Below are 17,848 nucleotides of genomic sequence, written 5' to 3'. Positions count from 1 at the left end.
ACCGCGGTCCGCACGCGAGAAGCTGTCGGCATGTCGTTAGGCGCCATCCTTACCGCGATCGTCACCCCGTTCGACGAGAACCTCGACGTCGACGAGGGGGCTTTCGTCGGCCTCATGCACCACCTCGCGGCGCACGGCTCGGACGGCTTCGTGGTCTGCGGGACCACGGGCGAGGCCCCCACCCTGCTCAGCGAGGAGCACCTGCGGGTCGTCGAGCTGGCCTGCCGCAACCGGCCGGGGGGCACCACCATCGTGGCCGGCACCGGGTCGAACAACACCCGGCACTCGGTGCACATGACCGAGCGGGCCACCGAGCTGGGCGCCGACGCGATCCTCTCGGTGACGCCGTACTACAACAAGCCGAACCGGCGCGGCCTGGTGGCGCACTACCGGGAGATCGCGGCCGCCACCGACAAGCCGGTGATCCTCTACAACATCCCGTCCCGGGTGGTGCTCGACCTGCCCAACGAGCTGCTCGCCGAGCTGGCCCAGATCGAGCACATCGACTACGTCAAGCAGGCCAACAACGACAACCTGGCGCAGGTCGACGGCCTCGGGCTGTACACCGGCAACGACGAGACCTTCGCCCGCACCCTGGACCTCGGCGGCTGTGGGGCGATCTCGGTGGCCAGCCACGTGGTGGGTGACCAGATGCGCCGGATGGTCGACGAGCCGGAGCACCGCGCCGAGATCGACGCCTCGCTACGGGAGATCTACCGCGTGCTGTTCCTGGACAGCAACCCGATCCTGGTGAAGGCCGCGCTCAACCTGCTCGGGCACCGGGTCGGCGGCCTGCGGCTGCCGCTGGTGCCGGCGGAGGAGTCGGACGTGACCGTGCTGCGCGCCGCGCTGGCGCACCTCGGCCTGCTCGAGCACGTCCCCGCCTAGCGCTCCTTCGGCTCGCACAGAGCCAGCGCGATCCGCACAGAGGTTGCAGGGTCTGTGCGGGCAGCACCAGGTCTGTGTGAGCGTCTGATCAGCTCAGACGTCGATCAGCTCCGCGTCGACCCGCTCGGCGATGCGCAGCAGCAGGTCCTCACCGCCGGCCGGGGCCACGAGCTGCAGTCCGACCGGCAGGCCGTCCACCAGCCCGGCCGGGATGGACAGCGCGGGCATCCCGGTGACACTCCACGCCAGGGTCAGTCCGAGCAGCGCGTCGCGGACCTCGACCCGTTGATCTCCCGCCCACACCGACCGGGTACCCACCGGGGGCGCGACAATGCCGACCGTCGGCAGCGCGAGAAGGTCGTGCTCGGCGAGCAGCTCGCTGGCCGCCCGTCGGGCCCGCCGCTGCACCGCTCGCGCGTCCTGGTACTCCGGCGCGGAGATCCGGGCGTTGGCCCGTAACCGGCCGCGCACCTCGTCGTCGTACTGGTCGGCGGCCACCGCGAGCCGGGCGGCGTGCACCGCGTGCGCCTCGAAGCCCTGCAGGGTCGAGTAGGCCCGCCGGATGTCGTCAGGGTCCGGCAGCGCGGCGTCCACCACGTCGGCGGCGAAGTCGTCCAACCTCGCGCGGGCGGCCCGGGTGACCTCGGGGTCGGTGGGGCACATCCGGTCCGGTGCGAGCCAGCCGATCCGCGGCCGCTCCGGTGCCGGGCGGTCGTCCGGCCCGGCCGACCCGCGCGGCTCGGTATCGAGCGCCGGGCTGGACAGGGCGTGCCACAGTGCCCGGCAGTCGGCGGCGGTGCGAGCCATCGGGCCGACCGTGTCCAGCGAGGGTGCGAGCGGGAAGACGCCGCCGGTCGGCACGGCGCCGTGGCTGGGGCGCAGTCCGACGATGCCGCACAGCGCGGCCGGGATCCGCACCGAACCGCCGGTGTCGGTACCCACCGCGAGTGGCACGATGCCGGCGGCCACCGCGACCGCCGAGCCCGCGCTGGACCCGCCGGACATGTGGCCCGGGCGGTACGGGTTGCGCGCCGCGCCGTTCGCCGAGCGGTCGCCGGTGGCACCGTAGGCGAACTCGTGGGTGGTCGTCTTGCCCACCACGATCGCCCCGGCCGCCCGGAGCCGGCGCACGCACTCGGCGTCCCGCGCCGGCACGTACCCGGCGAAGTGGCGCGCGCCCATCGTGGTGCGCAGGCCGGCGGTGGCCACCATGTCCTTCACCGCGACCGGGATGCCGTGCAGCGGACCGCGGTCGATGCCGCTGGCCAGCTCGGCGGCGGCGCACTCGGCGGCCTCCCGGGCGCCGCACGCGTCGATGGTCACGAAGGCGTTGAACATCGGCGCCAACCGGCCCGCGGCGTACAGTGCGTGATCCACCAGTTCGCCGGGCGAGACCTGGCCGGCGCGCAGAGCGGCGGCGAGTGAATGCACGGTGTGCTCGGCGAAGTAGCCGGCTTCAGGCGGGCTGGGCAGCACGGCTGTCACGTCTGGCCGACGGTGAACGATGAACACACGGTGGCCCCCTGGTCGACCGTTGCCGCGGCGGCCGGTGGGTCGGCGGCAGTTCCCCCAAAACGGTCGGTGAACCGATATAACCTGGAACGTTCCATGTTGTCAAGCCGCCGTGCCTGGATGGGCCAGTGATGTCCGGGAAGATGTCCGGGAAGGTGCCCGAACCGCCTGGACGGCCATGTCGAGCCACGCTGAGAGTGGCTGAACCGGCCCGAGGGCGCGGGTCCGGGCGAGCGTCAAGATCCATGGGCGGGTCGGGGCGCGCGGCCGTAGGGTTCGACCATGCCCATTGACCCAGTCATGAAGTTGGTCTTGGACGCGCTGCCGATGGCGAGTATCGCCGAGGTCGGCTACCAGGGGGTGCGGGACGCGATCCGGGAACGGATGGCCGCCATGCCGCCGCCGGCGGAGCTGCCCCGCGTCGAGGACCGCACCATCACCGGCGGGATCAAGACCCGGATCTACTGGCCCGTCTCCGACCCGAGCGACCTGCCCGTGGTGGTCTTCTACCACGGCGGCGGCTGGGTGATCGGTGACCTGGACTCCCACGACGCGACGGCCAGGGCGATCGCCGGCGGGGTCGGCGCCGTGGTGGTCGCGGTGGACTACCGGCTCGCCCCGGAGCACCCGTACCCGGCGGCGGTCGACGACGCGTTCGCCGCGCTGAAGTGGGTGTCCGAGCACGCCGCCGAACTCGGTGCCGACCCGTCCCGGCTCGCGGTGGCCGGTGACTCGGCGGGCGGCAACCTGGCCGCCGTGGTGTCCCAGCTGGCGCGCGACGCCGGTGGGCCGCCGGTCAAGTTCCAGCTGCTCTGGTACCCGGCGACCACGCTGGACTTCGCGCTGCCGTCGATGACCGAGAACGCCCACGCCCCGGTGCTCACCGCCGCCGACACGTTCGCCTTCCTCGAGCTGTACCTGAAGGGCCACGACGCGGACGCCCGGCCGGCGACCCTCGCCCCGGCGAACGCGGAGAGTCTGGCCGGCCTGCCACCGGCGTACATCGCCACCGCGCAGTACGACCCGATCCGCGACGACGGGGTGCGCTACGCCGAGCTGCTGCGCGCGGCCGGTGTACCGGTGGAACTCCACAACGCGGAGACCCTGGTGCACGGCTACGTCAGTTTCGGCATCGCGGTGCCGGCGGCGGCGGAAGCGGTCGCCAAGGCGCTCGAGGCGGTCAAAGCCGCGCTGTAACGGTCGTGAGTGGCGAGTGGTCCGATAGGACCACTCGCCACTCACGGGGTACGGGCCGGACTAGAAGTTGATCATTCCGTGCAGCAGGCCGTGGAAGGCTTCCTGCAGGCCCTCGGACAGCGTCGGGTGGGCGTGCACGTTGCGGGCCAGCTCGTTCGCGGTGAGGTCCCACTTCTGCGCCAGCGTGAGCTCGGGCAGCAGCTCGGTGACTTCCGGGCCGATCAGGTGCCCGCCGAGCAGCTCGCCGTAGGTCTCGTCGCTGATCAGCTTGACGAACCCGCCGGGGTCCGCGAGCCCCTGGGCCTTGCCGTTCGCGGTGAACGGGAACTGCGCGACCTTGACCTTCCAGCCCTTCTCGGCGGCCAGCTCGCGGGCCTGCGCCTCGGTGTAGCCGAAGCTGGCGACCTGCGGCTGGCAGAAGGTGGCGCGCGGCATCATCACGTAGTCCAGCAGAGACGTCTCCGCATCGGCGATGGTCTCGGCGGCCACCACGCCCTGTGCCTCGCCGACGTGGGCCAGCATCAGCTTCGCGGTGACGTCGCCGATCGCGTAGACATGCGGCACGTTGGTGCGCATCCGGTCGTCGATGGCGATGGCGCCGCGCTCGGTCAGCTGGACGCCGGTGTTCTCCAGCCCGTAGCCCTTGACCCGGGGCGCGAAGCCGATCGCCTGGATGAGCTTGTCGGCCTTGAGCTGCCTGGTCGCGCCGTCCTTGCCGGTGACCGTGACGGTGACGCCCGAGGCGTCTTCGGAGACGGACTCCACGCGGGTCGAGGTGAGCACCTCGACGCCCAGCTTGCGGTACCGCTTGGCCAGCTCCTTGGACACGTCCGCGTCCTCCAGCGGCAGCATCCGGTCCAGGAACTCCACGATGGTGACCTGCACGCCGTAACAGCTCAGCACGTAGGCGAACTCCACGCCGATCGCGCCGGCGCCGGCGATGATCACGTTGCCGGGCAGTTCGCGGGTGAGGATCTGCTCCTCGTAGGTGACCACCCGCTCGGAGCGTGAGGTGCCGGGCAGCAGCTTGGTCTCGGTGCCGGTCGCGATGATCACGTCGTCGAAGGTCACCGTCTCGGAGCCGCCGCCGGACAGCGCCACGTCGATGGTGTGGGGGTCTCGGAACGTGCCGCGGCCGTCGAACTCGGTGATCTTGTTCTTCTTCATCAGGAAGTGCACGCCCTTGACCCGGCCGTCGGCCACGATCCGGCTGCGGTCGAACGCCACCCCGTAGTCGAAGGACACCTCGCCGGTGATGCCGAAGGTCTTGGCCTCCTTGGTGAAGATGTGCGCCAGCTCGGCATTGCGCAGCAGCGCCTTCGACGGGATGCAGCCCACGTTGAGGCACACCCCGCCCCAGTACTTCTCCTCGATGACGGCCACCTGGCGGCCCAGCTGTGCGGCCCGGATGGCGGCGACGTACCCGCCCGGTCCGGCTCCGAGAACGACGACGTCGAAATGCGGCATGCCGCTCACGTTAGTGTCCCCGGCCGCGCCGTGGCCGGGTGGAGACGAGTGATCTCGGCTGGTTCAGTCTCCGGGAGCAGGCGTTCGGCCGCGGCGCGCGTCCGCGCCGGCCGTGGAGCAGCCGTCGGCTACCGGATCGGCACCCTGCCGGACGGCGCCCGGCGGACCTGGGTGCTCAGGTCGGGCATGGAGCGGATGTAGTTCGCGCCGCACTCGGTACAGATCAACTCGTACACCGGCTCGCCGCCCTGTACCCGCAGGTAGTTGATCTGCCGCTCGGTGTGCTCGATGAAGCAGGGCAGATCGGGGTCGCGGCTGAACAGCGGATCGCGGGCGGCCCGCTCGGCGTCGGCCAGCCGGGTGCGCGCCACCCGCATGGACAGCGCCTCGCCCATCGGGAAGACGTCGTGGCCGCCCACGTGGCGCACCGAGGGATGCCGGAACGGCCGCAACCCGATCCAGGCCATCACGCTCCCGCAGTACCCGCAGACCAGCTCGCGCTGGTAGCTCCGGAAGACCGACAGGAAGCTCTCGAGCACGGTGGGTCACCTCATTTCGCGGTGCTGGCACCGACGGTCCTCGCGACGGCGGGCAAAGGGAATCTGGCTCCTTCCTACGGGGTAACCGCGACAATATTCTTTGACAGGTATATACGTGATGGGGCATGTTGAAGCCATGCCGAACAACACCTATCAACCCAGCCCGCTCGCTCCGGTGCAGCGGGTCGAGACCCAGGACGGCTGGACCCTGGTGTTCACCCGCGACCTGCGCCACCCGGTGGAGAAGGTGTGGCGGGCGCTGTCCGAGCGCGGTCAGCTCCGCGAGTGGGCTCCCTACCTGCCCGATCGAGACCTGACCAGCGAAGGTCCCGCCATCCTCGGTTTGCTCGACGCCGACGGTACCGAGCAGCCGATGACCGGCTCCGTGCTGCGGGTCGAGCCACCCCGGCTGCTCGAGCACGCGTTCGGGTCGGATGTCCTGCGCTGGGAGTTGCTGCCCACGGCCGAGGGCACCCGCTTGGTGCTGCGGCACAGCTTCGCCGACGGTGCCTGGTCCTCGGCGCTGGCCGCCGGCTGGCACATCTGCCTGGACGTGGCGGACGCCCTGCTCGCCGGCGCCCCATTCGGTCCGGTGGTCGGCACGAAGGCCCTCGACTACGGCTGGAACGGGCTGAACGAGCAGTACGCCGCGGCGCTCGGGGTCCCGCCGGCGCGGCCCTGGGAATCAGCTCCGGAATCCGCTCCGGAATCCGCTCAGGGGTCGGGCGAGCCGGAGTCGGCCCGGTAGGTCGGCGGTGGCCGCCGGCCGGTGTTCGCGATCGCATACGGCCGGGCCGGTTCCGCCCCGCGGCCGGGCCTCGGCGGTGTCCCCTTGGCCTCATGTCTTGGCCCGGCCACTCCCGCGGCGTGCTGGTACGCACCGGGCGGGGCGACCTGGCCGGCCGTGCGGCGCTGATCGGCGGGGTACTGGCGGTGGTGGCGCCCCTGTACGTCGTGCTGGCCGCGGTGTTCGGCGGCTCGCAGGGCGGCGTGCACCCGGCGGCGGAGCCGGGGACGCTGCCCAGCTCGGCGGTGGCCGAGCGGACCGCATCGGGCCGCCTCGACGACACAGGCTCTGGCACCTCTGGCACTGGCAACACAGGCTCTGGCGAGGGCGGCAGCGCGGGCGCGGGCGCCGGGGCCACGAGGGACCCCGACGACTGGGAGTGGGAATCGGGCTGGGACTCCGACAACGAACCCACCGGCGGATCCGGAGACAAACCCACCGGCGAACCCAACGGCGAATCCAACGGCGAGTCCGACGAACACCGCGGCGGCCAGGACGATGAGCGCGCCCCGGTCCCGGACGGCGAGCGCGGGCCGGAACGGCAGCGCGCCGGGCCGGTGGCCTGCACCAGGGAGATCACCGACCTGGCCGAGCTGCACGCGGCCATGGTCAGCTCCGGCCCCGACGAGATCATCTGCGTGCGGGGCCCGCTGACGATGCCGGCGGCGTCGGCCGCCGTGGCGTTCGCCCGTTCTCAGCTCGGCGAGCCGTACCGGTGGGGTGGCAACAGCCGCGCCGACGGCGGGTTCGACTGCTCCGGGCTGACCTCGGCCGCCTACGCCTCGGCCGGCGTGCCGATCCCGCGGACCGCCCAGGCGCAGTACAACGCCGGCCCCCGGCTGTCGGCCGACCAGCCGATCAAGGCGGGTGACCTGGTCTTCTTCGGTGGCGGTCCGCGCTCGGTCGGGCACGTCGGACTGGCCATCTCGAGCACCGCGATGATCAATGCGCCGGACGTGGGGCAGGCCGTGACGATTGGCCCGATCCGGCGCCGCGACTTCGTCGGTGCCAGCCGGCCGACCTCACCCACTACCAACTGACGAGGCGATCCGGGCGGCCAGCGAGCGGCTGTGCTCGATCAGCTCCGGCGGGCTCTCGACGGTGTACGGCACCCCGACGCCGAGGGAGAAGTCCGAGGGCAAGCTGTCCCGGCTGAACAAGTTGTTCCACACCCACCCGCCCCTGGACGAGCGCATCGCCGCGCTGCGCGCGCTTTAGGAGGGACTGGCGGGCCAACTGGTGGCCGAGGCGTGCTCCTGGGCGAGCCGGCGCAGCGCGGCGAACAGGGCGTCGCCGAGCACGGTGCCCACCACGGCGGCCTCCACGACGGTCTCCCGCTCGGGCAGGCCCCGGATGCCGGCGAGGTCGAGCGCGGCCACCTGGTCGGCGAGCTCCGCGTAGCCGGCCAGCCGCTCGACCAGCTCGGTGCGGCCCAGCGCGGCGAACGCGCCGAGGGTGCCGACGGCCGAGTCGACGACCGGGTTGTCGGGCCGCAGCTCCCAGCCGCGCAGCGCGCCCACCTTCGCCAGCAGCGCCATCGCCCACTCCCGGGTCGGCTCGTCGACCGCGATGCGGCTCAGCTGCAGGGCGCGCTGCGTGGTGCCGAGCACCTTGTGGATGTCGTCGTGCTCGTCGATCCCGTCCAGCACCTCGCGGACCCGGGCGATGGACAGCCCGCCGACGTCCAGCAGCGCCCGCACCAGCTTCAGCCTGCGCACGTGCTCCCGGTCGTACCGCGCCTGGTTCGGGCTGGTCCGCTCGCCGGGCGGCAGCAGGCCCTCGCGCAGGTAGTACTTGATCGTCGCGACCGGAACACCGGACTCGGCGCTCAGCTCGGCCATTCGCATGAACTCGGACCTCTCCGCCGGACATTCCGCGATAAAGGTGGACGCGGACCAGATGGATACCTTAGCTTCCCATAATAGATAGTTCCACTATCCGATCATGGGAGACACCATGGAACAGCTGGCCGACCGGGTGCGCGGGTGGCACCGACCGATGGCGTGGTTCGCCGGGGTGATGGCCGTGATGGCGGTCGTCTCGGCGGTCGGCCTCGCCGTCGACGACCGGATCCTGCTCGGCGCGCCGATCTGGCTGAAGCCGCTGAAGTTCGCGATCTCGATAGCCGTATACGGCCTGACCTGGGCCTGGCTGTACTCGCTGCTGGCGACGCGGCGGCGCCTCGCGTCGGTGGTGTCCAGCGCGATCGTGGTCCTCCTGGCCGTCGAGTACGTGGTCATCGTGGTCCAGGTCGTGCGCGGCCGGCCCAGCCACTTCAACATGTCCACCCCGCTGGACAGCGCGCTGTGGATCACCATGGGCGGCACCATCGCCGCGCTCTGGATCGGCACCGCGGTCCTCACTGGGCTGGTGCTGCGGGCGCCGGTCGCCGACCCCGCGAGCCGGTGGGCGATCCGCCTCGGCGCGCTGATCTCGCTGGTCGGGCTCGCACTGGGCGCGCTGATGACCTCGACGCCCGCGCAGACCGTGCCGAGGACCGTCGGCGGCGTCGAGCGGATGATCGGTGCGCACAGTGTCGGGGTCCCGGACGGTGGTCCCGGTATGCCGCTGACCGGCTGGAGCACCACCGGCGGCGACCTGCGCATCCCGCACTTCGTCGGGATGCACGCACTGCAGGCGCTGCCGCTGCTGGCGCTGTTGCTCACCGTGCTGGCCGTGCGGCTGTCGTGGCTGCGGTCGTCTCGGCTGCGTGCCGAGCTGATCGTGATCGCGGCGGCGGCGTACGCCGGGATGGTCGCCGTCCTCACCTGGCAGGCGGAGCGCGGTCAGTCGCTCGTCCGGCCCGACGCGGCGACGCTGGTCGCGCTCGCCGTGCTCGTCGTCGGCACGCTGTCGGCGGGCGGGTGGGTGCTGCGCCGCCGACCGGGCGGCGGATCGCCCGGCGCCGGCGGATCGGCCGCGCGGACCGGGGTGACGGCATGACGGACACCCTGTTCCAGCTCACGTTCTACCTGGCCGCGCCGTTCTGGGCGCTGATGATCCTGGCGCCGCGCTGGTCGGTGACGCCGAGGGTGCTCGCCTCGCCGTGGGTGACGCTGCTGCCGCTGGCGGTCTACCTCGTTGTTGCGCTGCCGCACTTCGGCGAGCTGTGGCGGGTGGTCAGCCAGCCGGACCTGCCGTCGCTGCGAGCGTTCCTCGGCCAGCCCTACGGGGCGGCCGCGATCTGGGCGCACCTGGTCGCGTTCGACCTGTTCCTCGGCCGTTGGATGTACTTCGAGGCGCGCTCGCTGGCCGTACCCGCCGTGCCGGTCAGCCTGATCCTGCTGCTGACCATCTTCCTGTCACCGCTCGGTCTGATCGCGTTCCTCGCGGTGCGCAGCGCGGTCGGCCGGCGTAGTCGCGGCCCTGGCCGGCCGGTCGACGCGGTGGCGGTTAACCCGGCCGCCGCCGTGATGGTGCCGAGCTGGTCGACCATCCGAAGCACGTGCAGCCGTCGGTCAATCATGTAGTCAGATTGTACGTTGCGGTGAAGAAACGTGAAATGGACGTGACAGGTCTGTCGGGTCACGCTGGATGTCATGAGCAGCACACAGCACCTGGACCTGAGTGGCGGGGGCGCGCTGACCGTGCGGGCCGCGCTCGTCGCCGGCGGTGCACTCGCGGCGGGCGGGCTGATCGTCCGCGCCGGGGCGGCCGAAACGTCGCTGACCGCGTTGCCGGTGGGTGCACTGTTGGCCTGCGCGCTGTTGGCCGCGGTGCTGGGTATCGGCGGCTGGGCGTGGAGCTGGCTGACCACGGCCTCACCCCGCGGCGCGACCCGGTTCGCCGCACGGGCCGCCGCGCTGGGCGGTGCGTCGGCACTCGCCCTGGCCGGCCTCAGTTCCTGGCTCGGCGCCGCCACCGTGGTGCTCCTCCCGGCGCTGTACCTGGTGGCAGCGGGCTGGTTCTGGGTCCGCCGGGGGCGTTAGCGGGTGCGTGGGGCGCTAGCGGTGCGTGGGGTTCGGGCGGTGCGGGCGGCCGAGGTCCGGCGCGGCAAGCTGGTCGGCCTGCCACTCGGGCAGCTCGGTGTGCCCGGCGGGCTGAGCCTGGGCGCCCCAGCGCCGCAGCGAGCGGGTGATCAGCACCGGGTGATCGAAACAGGCACTGACGTTCTCGCTGGTCAGCACCGTGTCGACCGGTCCGGAGCTGAGGGTGGCGCCCCCGGCGAGCAGCATCGCGTGGGTGGTGCTGGCCGGCAGCTCCTCCAGGTGGTGGGTGACAAGCACGCTGGCCAGCTCGGGGTGCTCGGCGCGCAGCGTGTCGATCGCGGTGAGCAGCCGCTCCCGGGCGGCCAGGTCCAGCCCGGTGCTCGGCTCGTCGAGCAGCAGCAGGTGCGGCTCCGGCATCAGCGCGCGAGCCACAAGGGTGCGGCCCCGCTCGCCCTGCGACAGGGTGGTCAGCCCGGCGTTGCGCAGCGCTGCGATGCCGAGCAGGCCGATCAGCTCGTCCGCCCGGCGCAGCTCCTCGGCGGTCGGCTTCCAGCGTGGGATCAGGCCGTTCGTGCCGGTCGCGCCGGTGAGCACCGCCTGCTCGACGGTCAGTCGCACGTCCAGCGGCTGGCGCGGGTCGACGTGGCCGATCCAGCCGCGCAGTTCCCGCATGTCCACCCGGCCGAGCTGGTAGCCGAGCACCTCGACGGTTCCCCTGGTCGGGTGCTGTACCGCGCCGCACAGGCTGAGCAGCGTGCTCTTGCCGGCACCGTTCGCGCCGAGCAACGCCCAGTGCTCCCCGGCGCGCACCGTGAGGTCGATCCCAGCGAGGATCTCCCGGCGTTCCCGGACGAAGTCCACGCCGGTCACCCGCAGTACCGGGGTGTGGGGGTCCGCCACGTCAGCTCCGATCGCGGTTTCCGGGGGTAGCGCCACGGCCAATCATCCCCGCTCGACCGGTGCCCGGCACCGTGAGCTGGACCTCTGACCTGAGGCGCGCCGGTCCCGGTTCGCTGGGTGTGGCCTGTGCGCGCGCGGTAGCGTCGCCCCATGGAGCAGGAACGCGCACTGGTGCTGGGCGGCGGTGGTTTGGCCGGCATCGCCTGGCAGACCGGGGTGCTGTTCGGCTTATCGGAGGAGGGCGCCGACGTGACCGGCGCCGACCTGGTGATCGGTACCTCGGCGGGGTCCACCGTGGGTGCCCAGCTGGGCAGTGGGCTGACCCTGGCCGAGCTGTTCGAGCGGCAGGCCGACCCGGCCCGGCAGAACGAGGAGCTGGCTCCCAACGGAACCTCCCTCGACGATCTCATGCGGACCATGGGCTCGCTGGCCGAGGAGACGGCGGACGTCAGCGAGCTGCGCCGCCGGATCGGCGCACTGGCGCTCAGCGCGCAGACCGTGTCCGAGGAGGCCCGCCGCGTGGTCATCACGGCCCGGTTACCCAAGCAGGACTGGCCGGGGTGGCCGCTGTACCTGGTTGCGGTGGATGCGCGGACCGGGGAGTCGGTCGTGTTCGACAAGGACTCCGGGGTCGAGCTGGTCGACGCGGTGGCGGCGAGCTGCGCGGTGCCGGGGGTGTGGCCGCCGGTGACCATCGGGGACGCCCGCTACATGGACGGCGGCGTGCGCGGGTTCACCAACATGGACCTGGCGCAGTCCTACCGACGGGTGCTGGTCGTCGCGCCGATGGTCGAGCCCGGCTTCGACGACCAGGTCGAGCAGCTGACCGGCCGCGTCGAGGTGGTGCAACCCGACGACGAGGCGCTGGCCGCGTTCGGGACCGACCTGCTCGATCCCGCTGTCCGCAGCCCGGCGGCGGTCGCGGGCCGCACCCAGGGTCGCCGCGTCGCCGGAAAGATCGCCGCGCTGTGGAACTGACCTCGATCTCGATGTTGACCTCCGTGCCGGAGGGCCGACTGCCATGACGTCGTCCCCACCCCCGTCCAGGCTGCCCGCGTCGATCGCAGACCGGCTGCGGTTGCCGGTCATCGCGGCGCCGATGCTGCGGGTGTCCGGCCCCGAGCTGGTGATCGCGGCCTGCCGGGCCGGGGTGATCGGCGCGTTCCCCACCGCGAACGCGCGCACCGTGGCGGACCTGGACAGCTGGCTGACCGAGATCACCGAGGCGACCCAGGGGGCGGCGGCGGGCCGCCCGGCGGCGCCCTACGCGGCGAACCTGATCATCCGCCAGCCCCGGCTGCCCGAGGACCTGGCCTGCCTGCTCCGGCACCGGGTGGAACTGGTGATCACCAGCGTCGGGTCGCCGGCGGCCGTGGTGGGGCCGCTGCACGACGTCGGCGCGATGGTACTGGCCGACGTGGCCACCCTGGAACACGCTCGGAAGGCCGTCGTCGCGGGCGCGGACGGTCTGGTGCTGCTGTCCGCCGGCGCCGGCGGACAGACCGGCTGGCTCAACCCGTTCGCGTTCGTCAGGGCCGTCCGGGAGTTCTTCGACGGCCCGATCGTGCTGGCCGGCGGGATCTCCGACGGCCAGGGGCTGCTGGCGGCGCGGGTGCTGGGCTGCGACCTGGCCTACCTGGGCACCTCGTTCATCGCCACCCGGGAGAGTTTGGCCGCCCCGGGGTACCGGGACATGCTGGTCGAGGCCACGATCGACGACGTAGTGCTGACCAAGGCATTCACCGGGCTGCGGACCAGCATGCTGGCGCCGGCGATCCGGGCCGCCGGCCTGGACCCGGGCACCCTGGACGAGAACGTCACCCCCGCCGAGGCCGACCAGCTCTACGGCGGCAAGAGTCCCGAGCTGGGCCCGAAGCGCTGGGCCGACGTGTGGAGCGCCGGGCACTCGGTGTCCGGGGTGCACGGCGTGGCATCGGCCGCCGAGCTGGTGGACCGCCTGGACAAGGAGTACCGGGCGGCCCGGGAGCAGGCCCGATGATCGGGCCGGCCGGGCCGAACGCCGGTCCGGTCGGGCTGAGGCCGCGCGCCGGGCTGACCGGGCCGGACGCCGGGCTGACCGGGCCGGACGCCGGGCTGACCGGGCCGAGCGTCGGATCGGCCGGGCCGGTCGGGCCGCACGCCGGGTTGACGGTCGGCGCGGTGACACTGCGCGCGCTGCGGCGTTTCCCGGACCGCGTCGCGTTCAGCTGGGACGGTGGTTCGCTGAGTTACGCCGGTGCGGCGGACCTGATCGGGCGCATCCAGCGGGTGTACGCCGAGCTCGGACTGCGGCCGGGCCAACACATCGCGGTGCTCACCGGGAACCGGGCGGAGTCGTGGTGCGCGGCGGTCGCGGCGCAGGCCAGCGGGCTGGTGCTGTCCTGGCTGCACCCGCTCGGCTCGCTGCCCGACCAGCTCTTCCAGCTCGCCGACCTGGACGCCGCCGCCGTCGTGGTGGACGCCGACCGGCACACCGCGCGCGGTGTCGAGCTGGCCGAGGCACTCGACGGCCCGCGGGTGCTCGCGGTCGGGCCGGCCGACTTCGGACCCGACCTGGTGGCGGCCGCCGAGCGGGTCGGCGCGAGCGCCGCGCTGGACGTGGCCAACCCCGGCGACGTGGTGGCGATCAGCTACACCGGCGGCACCACCGGGCGCTCGAAGGGCGCGCTGCGCCGGCACCCGTCGGTCGTGCTGCAGAGCCTGACCGCCATCCTCGGCGACTTCGAGCTGCCCGCCGACCCCCGTTACCTGGCGGTGGCGCCGATCAGCCACGTCGCCGGCACCAAGATCGTCCCTACCCTGGTCAGGGGCGGCACCGTGCACCTGCTGAACGGGTTCACCCCGGACCGGGTTCTGGACGCGATCGCCCGCGAGCGGCTCACCTTCACCCTGCTGGTGCCGACGATGATCTACGCGCTGCTGGACTGCCCGAACCTCGAGCGCACCGACCTGTCCTCGCTGGAGCTGCTGCTCTACGGCGCGTCGCCGATGTCGGCCACCCGGCTGCTGGAGGGGTTGGACCGGATCGGGCCGGTGTTCTCCCAGCTCTACGGGCAGACCGAGTGCTACCCGATCAGCGTGCTGCGCCGCGCCGAGCACGACCCCCTCGGCCGCCCGGAGCTGATCGCGTCCTGCGGCGCGCCGGTGAGCACCGTGGCTGTCGCCCTGCTGGACGCCGACGGTGCCCCGGTGCCGGCGGGCGAGGCGGGGGAGCTGTGCGTGCGTGGCGGCGGGGTGATGGAGGAGTACTGGCAGCGCCCCGAGCTGACCGCCGAGACGTTCGCGCACGGGTGGCTGCACACCGGCGACATCGCCCGGGCCGACGACCGCGGCTACCTCTACATCGTGGACCGGGCCAAGGACATGATCATCACTGGCGGGTTCAACGTGTACCCGCGTGAGGTGGAGGACGCGCTCACCGCGCACCCCGCCGTCCTGGCCGCGGCCGTGTACGGCACCCCGGACGAGAAGTGGGGCGAGGCTGTCAATGCCGCCGTCGTGCTGCGCGCCGGGGTCAATGCCGACGCTGGAGCCGACGCTGGAGCCGACGCTGGAGCCGACGCTGGAGCCGACGCTGGAGCCGGCGCTGGAGCCGGCGCTGGAGCCGGCGCTGGAGCCGGCGCTGGAGCCGGCGCTGGAGCCGGCGCTGGAGCCGGCGCTGGAGCCGGCGCTGACGTCACCGCCGCCGAGCTGATCGCGCACGTCAAGGAGCTCAAGGGCTCGGTGCAGGCGCCGAAGTCCGTTCAGGTGCTGACCGAGCTGCCGATGACCGCAGTCGGCAAGGTCGACAAGAAAGCACTCCGCCAGCGGCAAGGCTGAGACAGGCGGGGCGGGCAGGCGGGCCGGCGGGGCGGGCCGGCGGGGGCCGGCCTGCCTGTTGTTACCGAGCTGCACACACGGCAGGTTTTTCGAGCGGTGGACCTGCCTGGTGTGCAGCTCGGTAACAGGGCGCGTCCGCACCGCGAGGCGGCGCGAGGCGGCGGGACGTAACCGGCGGGCCGGCGGGGCGGGCCGGGTGAGGCCGGGGAGACTGGCGCCATGACGTCGTTCACCGAGGCCCTGTTCGAACAGCGGCTGGTCGCCATCCTGCGGGCCGCCGCGCCGAGCCCACTCGTCGAGGTCGCGCTCGCGCTGGTCGACGGCGGGGTGCGCTGCCTGGAGATCACGCTGCCCAGCCCCGGCTCGCTGGACGCGGTGCGTGAGTTGACCGGCAAGCTCGGCGACGAGGTGTCCGTCGGCATGGGCACCGTGCTGGACGCGACGGAGGTCCGCCGGGCGGCCGACGCCGGTGCGACGTTCGTGGTCAGCCCGGACCACAACCCGGAGGTCGTCGCGGCGGCCACCGGGCTGGGCCTCGGCGCACTGCCCGGCGCGTTCACCCCCACCGAGATCGTGGCCGCCTGGCGCGGGCGGCCCACCGCGGTCAAGGTGTTCCCCGGTTCGGTGGTCGGGCCGGAGTTCTTCGCCGCGGTACGGGCGCCGCTGCCGGACATCCCGCTGGTGGCCACCGGCGGCATCGGGCTCGACGACGCCGCCGACTACCTGGCCAGCGGTGCGGCAGCCGTCGGGGTGGGCGGGCCGCTGCTCGGCGACGCGCTGCGCGGCCGACCGGACAGCCCCGAGCTGGCCAGGGCCGACGCGCTCGAGCGGGTGCGCGCGCAGGCGGCGGCGTTCGTCCGGATCTGCCGGCGGGTGCCGGCGTGACCGAGCAGTTGGGTTCAGCTGGGGCGGCGGGCCTGGTCACGCTGGGCGAGGTGATGGCGAGCATGTCCGCGACCCGGATCGGGCCGTTGCACACCGCGCGCCAGTTCGACATGTCCGCCGCCGGCTCCGAGGCCAACGTGGCGATCGGCGTGGTCCGGCTGGGACACCGCGCAACCTGGCTGAGCCGGCTCGGCGACGACGAGTTGGGGCAGCTGGTCCGCACGACCCTGCGCGGCCAGGGTGTGCGGGTGTGCGCGGCGACGGATCCGGCGGCGCCGACCGGGCTGATGATCAAGGAGCGGCGGACCGGTGACGTCGGCAGGGTGGTGTACTACCGGGCCGGCTCGGCGGCGTCCCGGCTGAGCCCGGCGGACATCGACCCGGCGCTGATCGAACGGGCCCGGATCCTGCACGTCACCGGCATCACCCCGGCGCTGTCGCAGTCGGCGGCCGAGGCGGTCGGGTACGCGGTCACGGTGGCCCGCGCGGCGGGTGTGCCGGTCAGCCTGGACGTCAACTACCGGTCCCGGCTCTGGGATCTGTCGACCGCTCAGGCGCGGCTGCGCGAGCTGGTCCCTCGGGTGGACGTGATCTTCGCCAGCGTCGATGAGCTGCCGGTGCTCGGGGCGCACGACGCGGACCCGGTTCGGGCCGCCGAGCAGCTCCTCGCCGGCGGACCGCACACCGTGGTGGTCACCGACGGCGCCAACGTCGCCTGCTCGGTCGGCAAGGGCGAGGTGGTCCGGCAGCCGGCCTTCCCGGTCCGCGTGGTGGACCCGGTCGGCGCCGGTGACGCGTTCGTCGCCGGCTATCTGGCCGGCCTCCTGGACGGCTTCGACGAGCCGGCCCGGATGCGCCAGGCGGCCGCCGCGGCGGCGATCTGCGTCAGCGCGGAGGGGGACTGGGAGGGGCTGCCGAGTACGGCGGAGCTCGGGCTGGTGGACCGGGGCGACGGAACGGTGATGCGCTGAGAGGTCGTGACTGGCGAGTGGTCCCAGCGGACCACTCGCCACTCACGAGCCAGGCGCGCGTCTGTCGGACGGAGCGGTCGCCCGGCCCGACACCCGGCGGATGACGCCCGGATCTTGCGTCGGCAGGATGGGTGCGGACTGACTCGCCGACCAGCCGCGGAGGAACCCGTGACCTATGCATTCGACCCAGAACTCGCCGCCGGCGTCTACGACGTGCACGGCGGCGGTTTCATCCTGGGCGACCTGGAGATCGTGCACGCCGGGAACGCCCGGATCGCCCGGGAGACCGGCGCGGTCGTGGTCTCGGTCGACTACCGGCTCGCCCCGGAGCACCCCTACCCGGCCGGGCTGGAGGACTGCTACACCGGGCTGGCCTGGTTCGCCGAGCACGCCGACGCGTTCGGGGTGGACCCGGACCGGATCGCGATCCACGGGATCAGCGCCGGTGGCGGGCTGTGCGCCGGGCTGGCACTGCTCGCCAGGGACCGGGGCGGCCCGGCGATCGCGTTCCAGTACCTGGGTGTGCCCGAGATCGACGACCGGCTGGTCACCGCGAGCATGACCGCGTTCATCGACACGCCGATGTGGAGCCGGCCCCGCGCGGTGATCAGCTGGGACTCCTACCTCGGCGCCGGGGTGCCGGGCACCGAGTCGGTCCCGATCTACGCCGCTCCGGCGCGGGCCACCGATCTGGCGGGCCTGCCGCCGGCGTACGTGTCGACGATGGAGTTCGACCCGCTGCGCGACGAGGGGCTCGCCTACGCGCTGGCCCTGCAGGCGGCCGGAGTGCAGGTGGAACTGCACATGTTCCCTGGCACGTTCCACGGCTCGGCGATGGTGGAGCACGCGGCGGTGACCCAGCGGGAGAAGGCCGAGGAGATCGTCGTGCTGCGCCGGGCACTGCGGGTCTGATCTCAGGCGGGCTGTTGGTTCAGGCGGGTTGCTGTTGCTTCG

18 protein-coding genes are annotated in these 17,848 nt (G+C 72.9%); 13 read left to right on the top strand and 5 right to left on the bottom strand.

All coding sequences use genetic code 11. From position 1 onward, the window contains the following. Nucleotides 1-30: 30 nt before the first annotated feature. On the top strand, nucleotides 31-888 hold the full coding sequence (gene dapA, locus ACTXG6_RS02225; RefSeq protein ID WP_445186081.1) for a 4-hydroxy-tetrahydrodipicolinate synthase: 858 nt from the start codon (nucleotides 31-33) through the stop codon (nucleotides 886-888). A 93-nt stretch (nucleotides 889-981) separates the two neighbouring features. Here the strand turns inward: dapA and ACTXG6_RS02220 are convergent, their stop codons facing one another. After that, entirely contained in the window at nucleotides 982-2,364 is a 1,383-nt protein-coding gene (locus ACTXG6_RS02220) for an amidase (RefSeq protein WP_445186080.1), read from the bottom strand. 318 nt (nucleotides 2,365-2,682) lie between these two features. Here ACTXG6_RS02220 and ACTXG6_RS02215 point away from each other — a divergent pair, with 318 nt between their 5' ends. After that, on the top strand, nucleotides 2,683-3,597 hold the full coding sequence (locus tag ACTXG6_RS02215) for an alpha/beta hydrolase (protein ID WP_445186079.1): 915 nt from the start codon (nucleotides 2,683-2,685) through the stop codon (nucleotides 3,595-3,597). 60 nt (nucleotides 3,598-3,657) lie between these two features. On the opposite strand, the gene lpdA is transcribed toward ACTXG6_RS02215, so the two are convergent. Next, nucleotides 3,658-5,064 carry a dihydrolipoyl dehydrogenase gene (lpdA, locus tag ACTXG6_RS02210; RefSeq protein WP_445190326.1) on the bottom strand — a complete coding sequence of 469 codons (1,407 nt, stop codon included), beginning with the start codon at nucleotides 5,062-5,064 and terminating at the stop codon, nucleotides 3,658-3,660. 128 nt (nucleotides 5,065-5,192) lie between these two features. Next, nucleotides 5,193-5,603, bottom strand: a complete 411-nt coding sequence (locus ACTXG6_RS02205) for a hypothetical protein (RefSeq protein ID WP_445186078.1) — start codon at nucleotides 5,601-5,603, stop codon at nucleotides 5,193-5,195. A gap of 136 nt (nucleotides 5,604-5,739) precedes the next feature. On the opposite strand from ACTXG6_RS02205, the gene ACTXG6_RS02200 reads away from it, so the two are divergent. Together ACTXG6_RS02200 and ACTXG6_RS02195 are read left to right on the top strand one after the other, a co-directional pair. Then, nucleotides 5,740-6,351, top strand: a complete 612-nt coding sequence (locus ACTXG6_RS02200) for an SRPBCC family protein (protein ID WP_445186077.1) — start codon at nucleotides 5,740-5,742, stop codon at nucleotides 6,349-6,351. Between the two features lie 92 nt (nucleotides 6,352-6,443). Beyond that, nucleotides 6,444-7,430: a C40 family peptidase gene (locus ACTXG6_RS02195; protein ID WP_445186076.1), complete on the top strand. Its 987-nt coding sequence runs from the start codon at nucleotides 6,444-6,446 to the stop codon at nucleotides 7,428-7,430. Nucleotides 7,431-7,604: 174 nt separating this feature from the next. Here ACTXG6_RS02195 and ACTXG6_RS02190 read toward each other — a convergent pair whose 3' ends face one another. Beyond that, nucleotides 7,605-8,237 (bottom strand): MerR family transcriptional regulator, encoded by a 633-nt coding sequence (locus tag ACTXG6_RS02190; RefSeq protein ID WP_445186075.1) that lies wholly within the window; start codon nucleotides 8,235-8,237, stop codon nucleotides 7,605-7,607. A gap of 109 nt (nucleotides 8,238-8,346) precedes the next feature. Here ACTXG6_RS02190 and ACTXG6_RS02185 point away from each other — a divergent pair, with 109 nt between their 5' ends. The 3 genes from ACTXG6_RS02185 to ACTXG6_RS02175 all read left to right on the top strand — a co-directional run bounded on the left by ACTXG6_RS02185 (nucleotide 8,347) and on the right by ACTXG6_RS02175 (nucleotide 10,319). Next, nucleotides 8,347-9,333: a hypothetical protein gene (locus ACTXG6_RS02185; protein WP_445186074.1), complete on the top strand. Its 987-nt coding sequence runs from the start codon at nucleotides 8,347-8,349 to the stop codon at nucleotides 9,331-9,333. Next, a complete protein-coding gene (locus ACTXG6_RS02180) occupies nucleotides 9,330-9,860 on the top strand; it encodes an ABA4-like family protein (protein ID WP_445186073.1) in 531 nt (176 codons plus the stop codon). The genes ACTXG6_RS02185 and ACTXG6_RS02180 overlap by 4 nt, the downstream gene beginning before the upstream one ends. 69 nt (nucleotides 9,861-9,929) lie before the next feature. Continuing rightward, nucleotides 9,930-10,319, top strand: coding sequence for a hypothetical protein (locus tag ACTXG6_RS02175; RefSeq protein ID WP_445186072.1), 390 nt, complete (start codon nucleotides 9,930-9,932; stop codon nucleotides 10,317-10,319). Between the two features lie 15 nt (nucleotides 10,320-10,334). On the opposite strand, the gene ACTXG6_RS02170 is transcribed toward ACTXG6_RS02175, so the two are convergent. Continuing rightward, nucleotides 10,335-11,219, bottom strand: a complete 885-nt coding sequence (locus ACTXG6_RS02170) for an ABC transporter ATP-binding protein (protein WP_445186071.1) — start codon at nucleotides 11,217-11,219, stop codon at nucleotides 10,335-10,337. A gap of 150 nt (nucleotides 11,220-11,369) precedes the next feature. Here ACTXG6_RS02170 and ACTXG6_RS02165 point away from each other — a divergent pair, with 150 nt between their 5' ends. The 6 genes from ACTXG6_RS02165 (at nucleotide 11,370) to ACTXG6_RS02140 (ending at nucleotide 17,806) form a co-directional block, all read left to right on the top strand. Beyond that, complete coding sequence (locus ACTXG6_RS02165; RefSeq protein ID WP_445186070.1) at nucleotides 11,370-12,197, top strand: patatin-like phospholipase family protein; 828 nt, start codon at nucleotides 11,370-11,372, stop codon at nucleotides 12,195-12,197. A gap of 43 nt (nucleotides 12,198-12,240) precedes the next feature. Next, on the top strand, nucleotides 12,241-13,218 hold the full coding sequence (locus tag ACTXG6_RS02160) for an NAD(P)H-dependent flavin oxidoreductase (RefSeq protein ID WP_445186069.1): 978 nt from the start codon (nucleotides 12,241-12,243) through the stop codon (nucleotides 13,216-13,218). Next, entirely contained in the window at nucleotides 13,215-15,038 is a 1,824-nt protein-coding gene (locus ACTXG6_RS02155; RefSeq protein WP_445186068.1) for an AMP-binding protein, read from the top strand. Before ACTXG6_RS02160 ends, ACTXG6_RS02155 begins: the two co-directional genes overlap by 4 nt. Before the next feature lie 219 nt (nucleotides 15,039-15,257). Next, entirely contained in the window at nucleotides 15,258-15,923 is a 666-nt protein-coding gene (locus tag ACTXG6_RS02150; RefSeq protein WP_445186067.1) for a bifunctional 4-hydroxy-2-oxoglutarate aldolase/2-dehydro-3-deoxy-phosphogluconate aldolase, read from the top strand. After that, nucleotides 15,920-16,894: a sugar kinase gene (locus ACTXG6_RS02145; RefSeq protein ID WP_445186066.1), complete on the top strand. Its 975-nt coding sequence runs from the start codon at nucleotides 15,920-15,922 to the stop codon at nucleotides 16,892-16,894. Before ACTXG6_RS02150 ends, ACTXG6_RS02145 begins: the two co-directional genes overlap by 4 nt. A 168-nt stretch (nucleotides 16,895-17,062) precedes the next feature. Further along, complete coding sequence (locus ACTXG6_RS02140) at nucleotides 17,063-17,806, top strand: alpha/beta hydrolase (RefSeq protein WP_445186065.1); 744 nt, start codon at nucleotides 17,063-17,065, stop codon at nucleotides 17,804-17,806. Nucleotides 17,807-17,848: the final 42 nt, after the last annotated feature.

This window comes from Pseudonocardia sp. Cha107L01 (genome assembly GCF_052566575.1).
The sequence above is the reverse complement of the archived record's forward strand: the minus strand, read 5'-3'. Positions and strand labels throughout refer to the sequence as shown.

What these genes read in the sequence shown, in the direction of transcription:
- dapA (WP_445186081.1), top strand. Translation starts at nt 31, where the DNA reads ATGTCGTTAGGCGCCATCCTTACCGCGATCGTCACCCCGTTCGACGAG.
- ACTXG6_RS02215 (WP_445186079.1), top strand. Translation starts at nt 2,683, where the DNA reads ATGCCCATTGACCCAGTCATGAAGTTGGTCTTGGACGCGCTGCCGATG.
- lpdA (WP_445190326.1), bottom strand. Translation starts at nt 5,064, where the DNA reads ATGCCGCATTTCGACGTCGTCGTTCTCGGAGCCGGACCGGGCGGGTAC.
- ACTXG6_RS02200 (WP_445186077.1), top strand. Translation starts at nt 5,740, where the DNA reads ATGCCGAACAACACCTATCAACCCAGCCCGCTCGCTCCGGTGCAGCGG.
- ACTXG6_RS02195 (WP_445186076.1), top strand. Translation starts at nt 6,444, where the DNA reads ATGTCTTGGCCCGGCCACTCCCGCGGCGTGCTGGTACGCACCGGGCGG.
- ACTXG6_RS02190 (WP_445186075.1), bottom strand. Translation starts at nt 8,237, where the DNA reads ATGCGAATGGCCGAGCTGAGCGCCGAGTCCGGTGTTCCGGTCGCGACG.
- ACTXG6_RS02185 (WP_445186074.1), top strand. Translation starts at nt 8,347, where the DNA reads ATGGAACAGCTGGCCGACCGGGTGCGCGGGTGGCACCGACCGATGGCG.
- ACTXG6_RS02180 (WP_445186073.1), top strand. Translation starts at nt 9,330, where the DNA reads ATGACGGACACCCTGTTCCAGCTCACGTTCTACCTGGCCGCGCCGTTC.
- ACTXG6_RS02175 (WP_445186072.1), top strand. Translation starts at nt 9,930, where the DNA reads ATGAGCAGCACACAGCACCTGGACCTGAGTGGCGGGGGCGCGCTGACC.
- ACTXG6_RS02165 (WP_445186070.1), top strand. Translation starts at nt 11,370, where the DNA reads ATGGAGCAGGAACGCGCACTGGTGCTGGGCGGCGGTGGTTTGGCCGGC.
- ACTXG6_RS02160 (WP_445186069.1), top strand. Translation starts at nt 12,241, where the DNA reads ATGACGTCGTCCCCACCCCCGTCCAGGCTGCCCGCGTCGATCGCAGAC.
- ACTXG6_RS02155 (WP_445186068.1), top strand. Translation starts at nt 13,215, where the DNA reads ATGATCGGGCCGGCCGGGCCGAACGCCGGTCCGGTCGGGCTGAGGCCG.
- ACTXG6_RS02150 (WP_445186067.1), top strand. Translation starts at nt 15,258, where the DNA reads ATGACGTCGTTCACCGAGGCCCTGTTCGAACAGCGGCTGGTCGCCATC.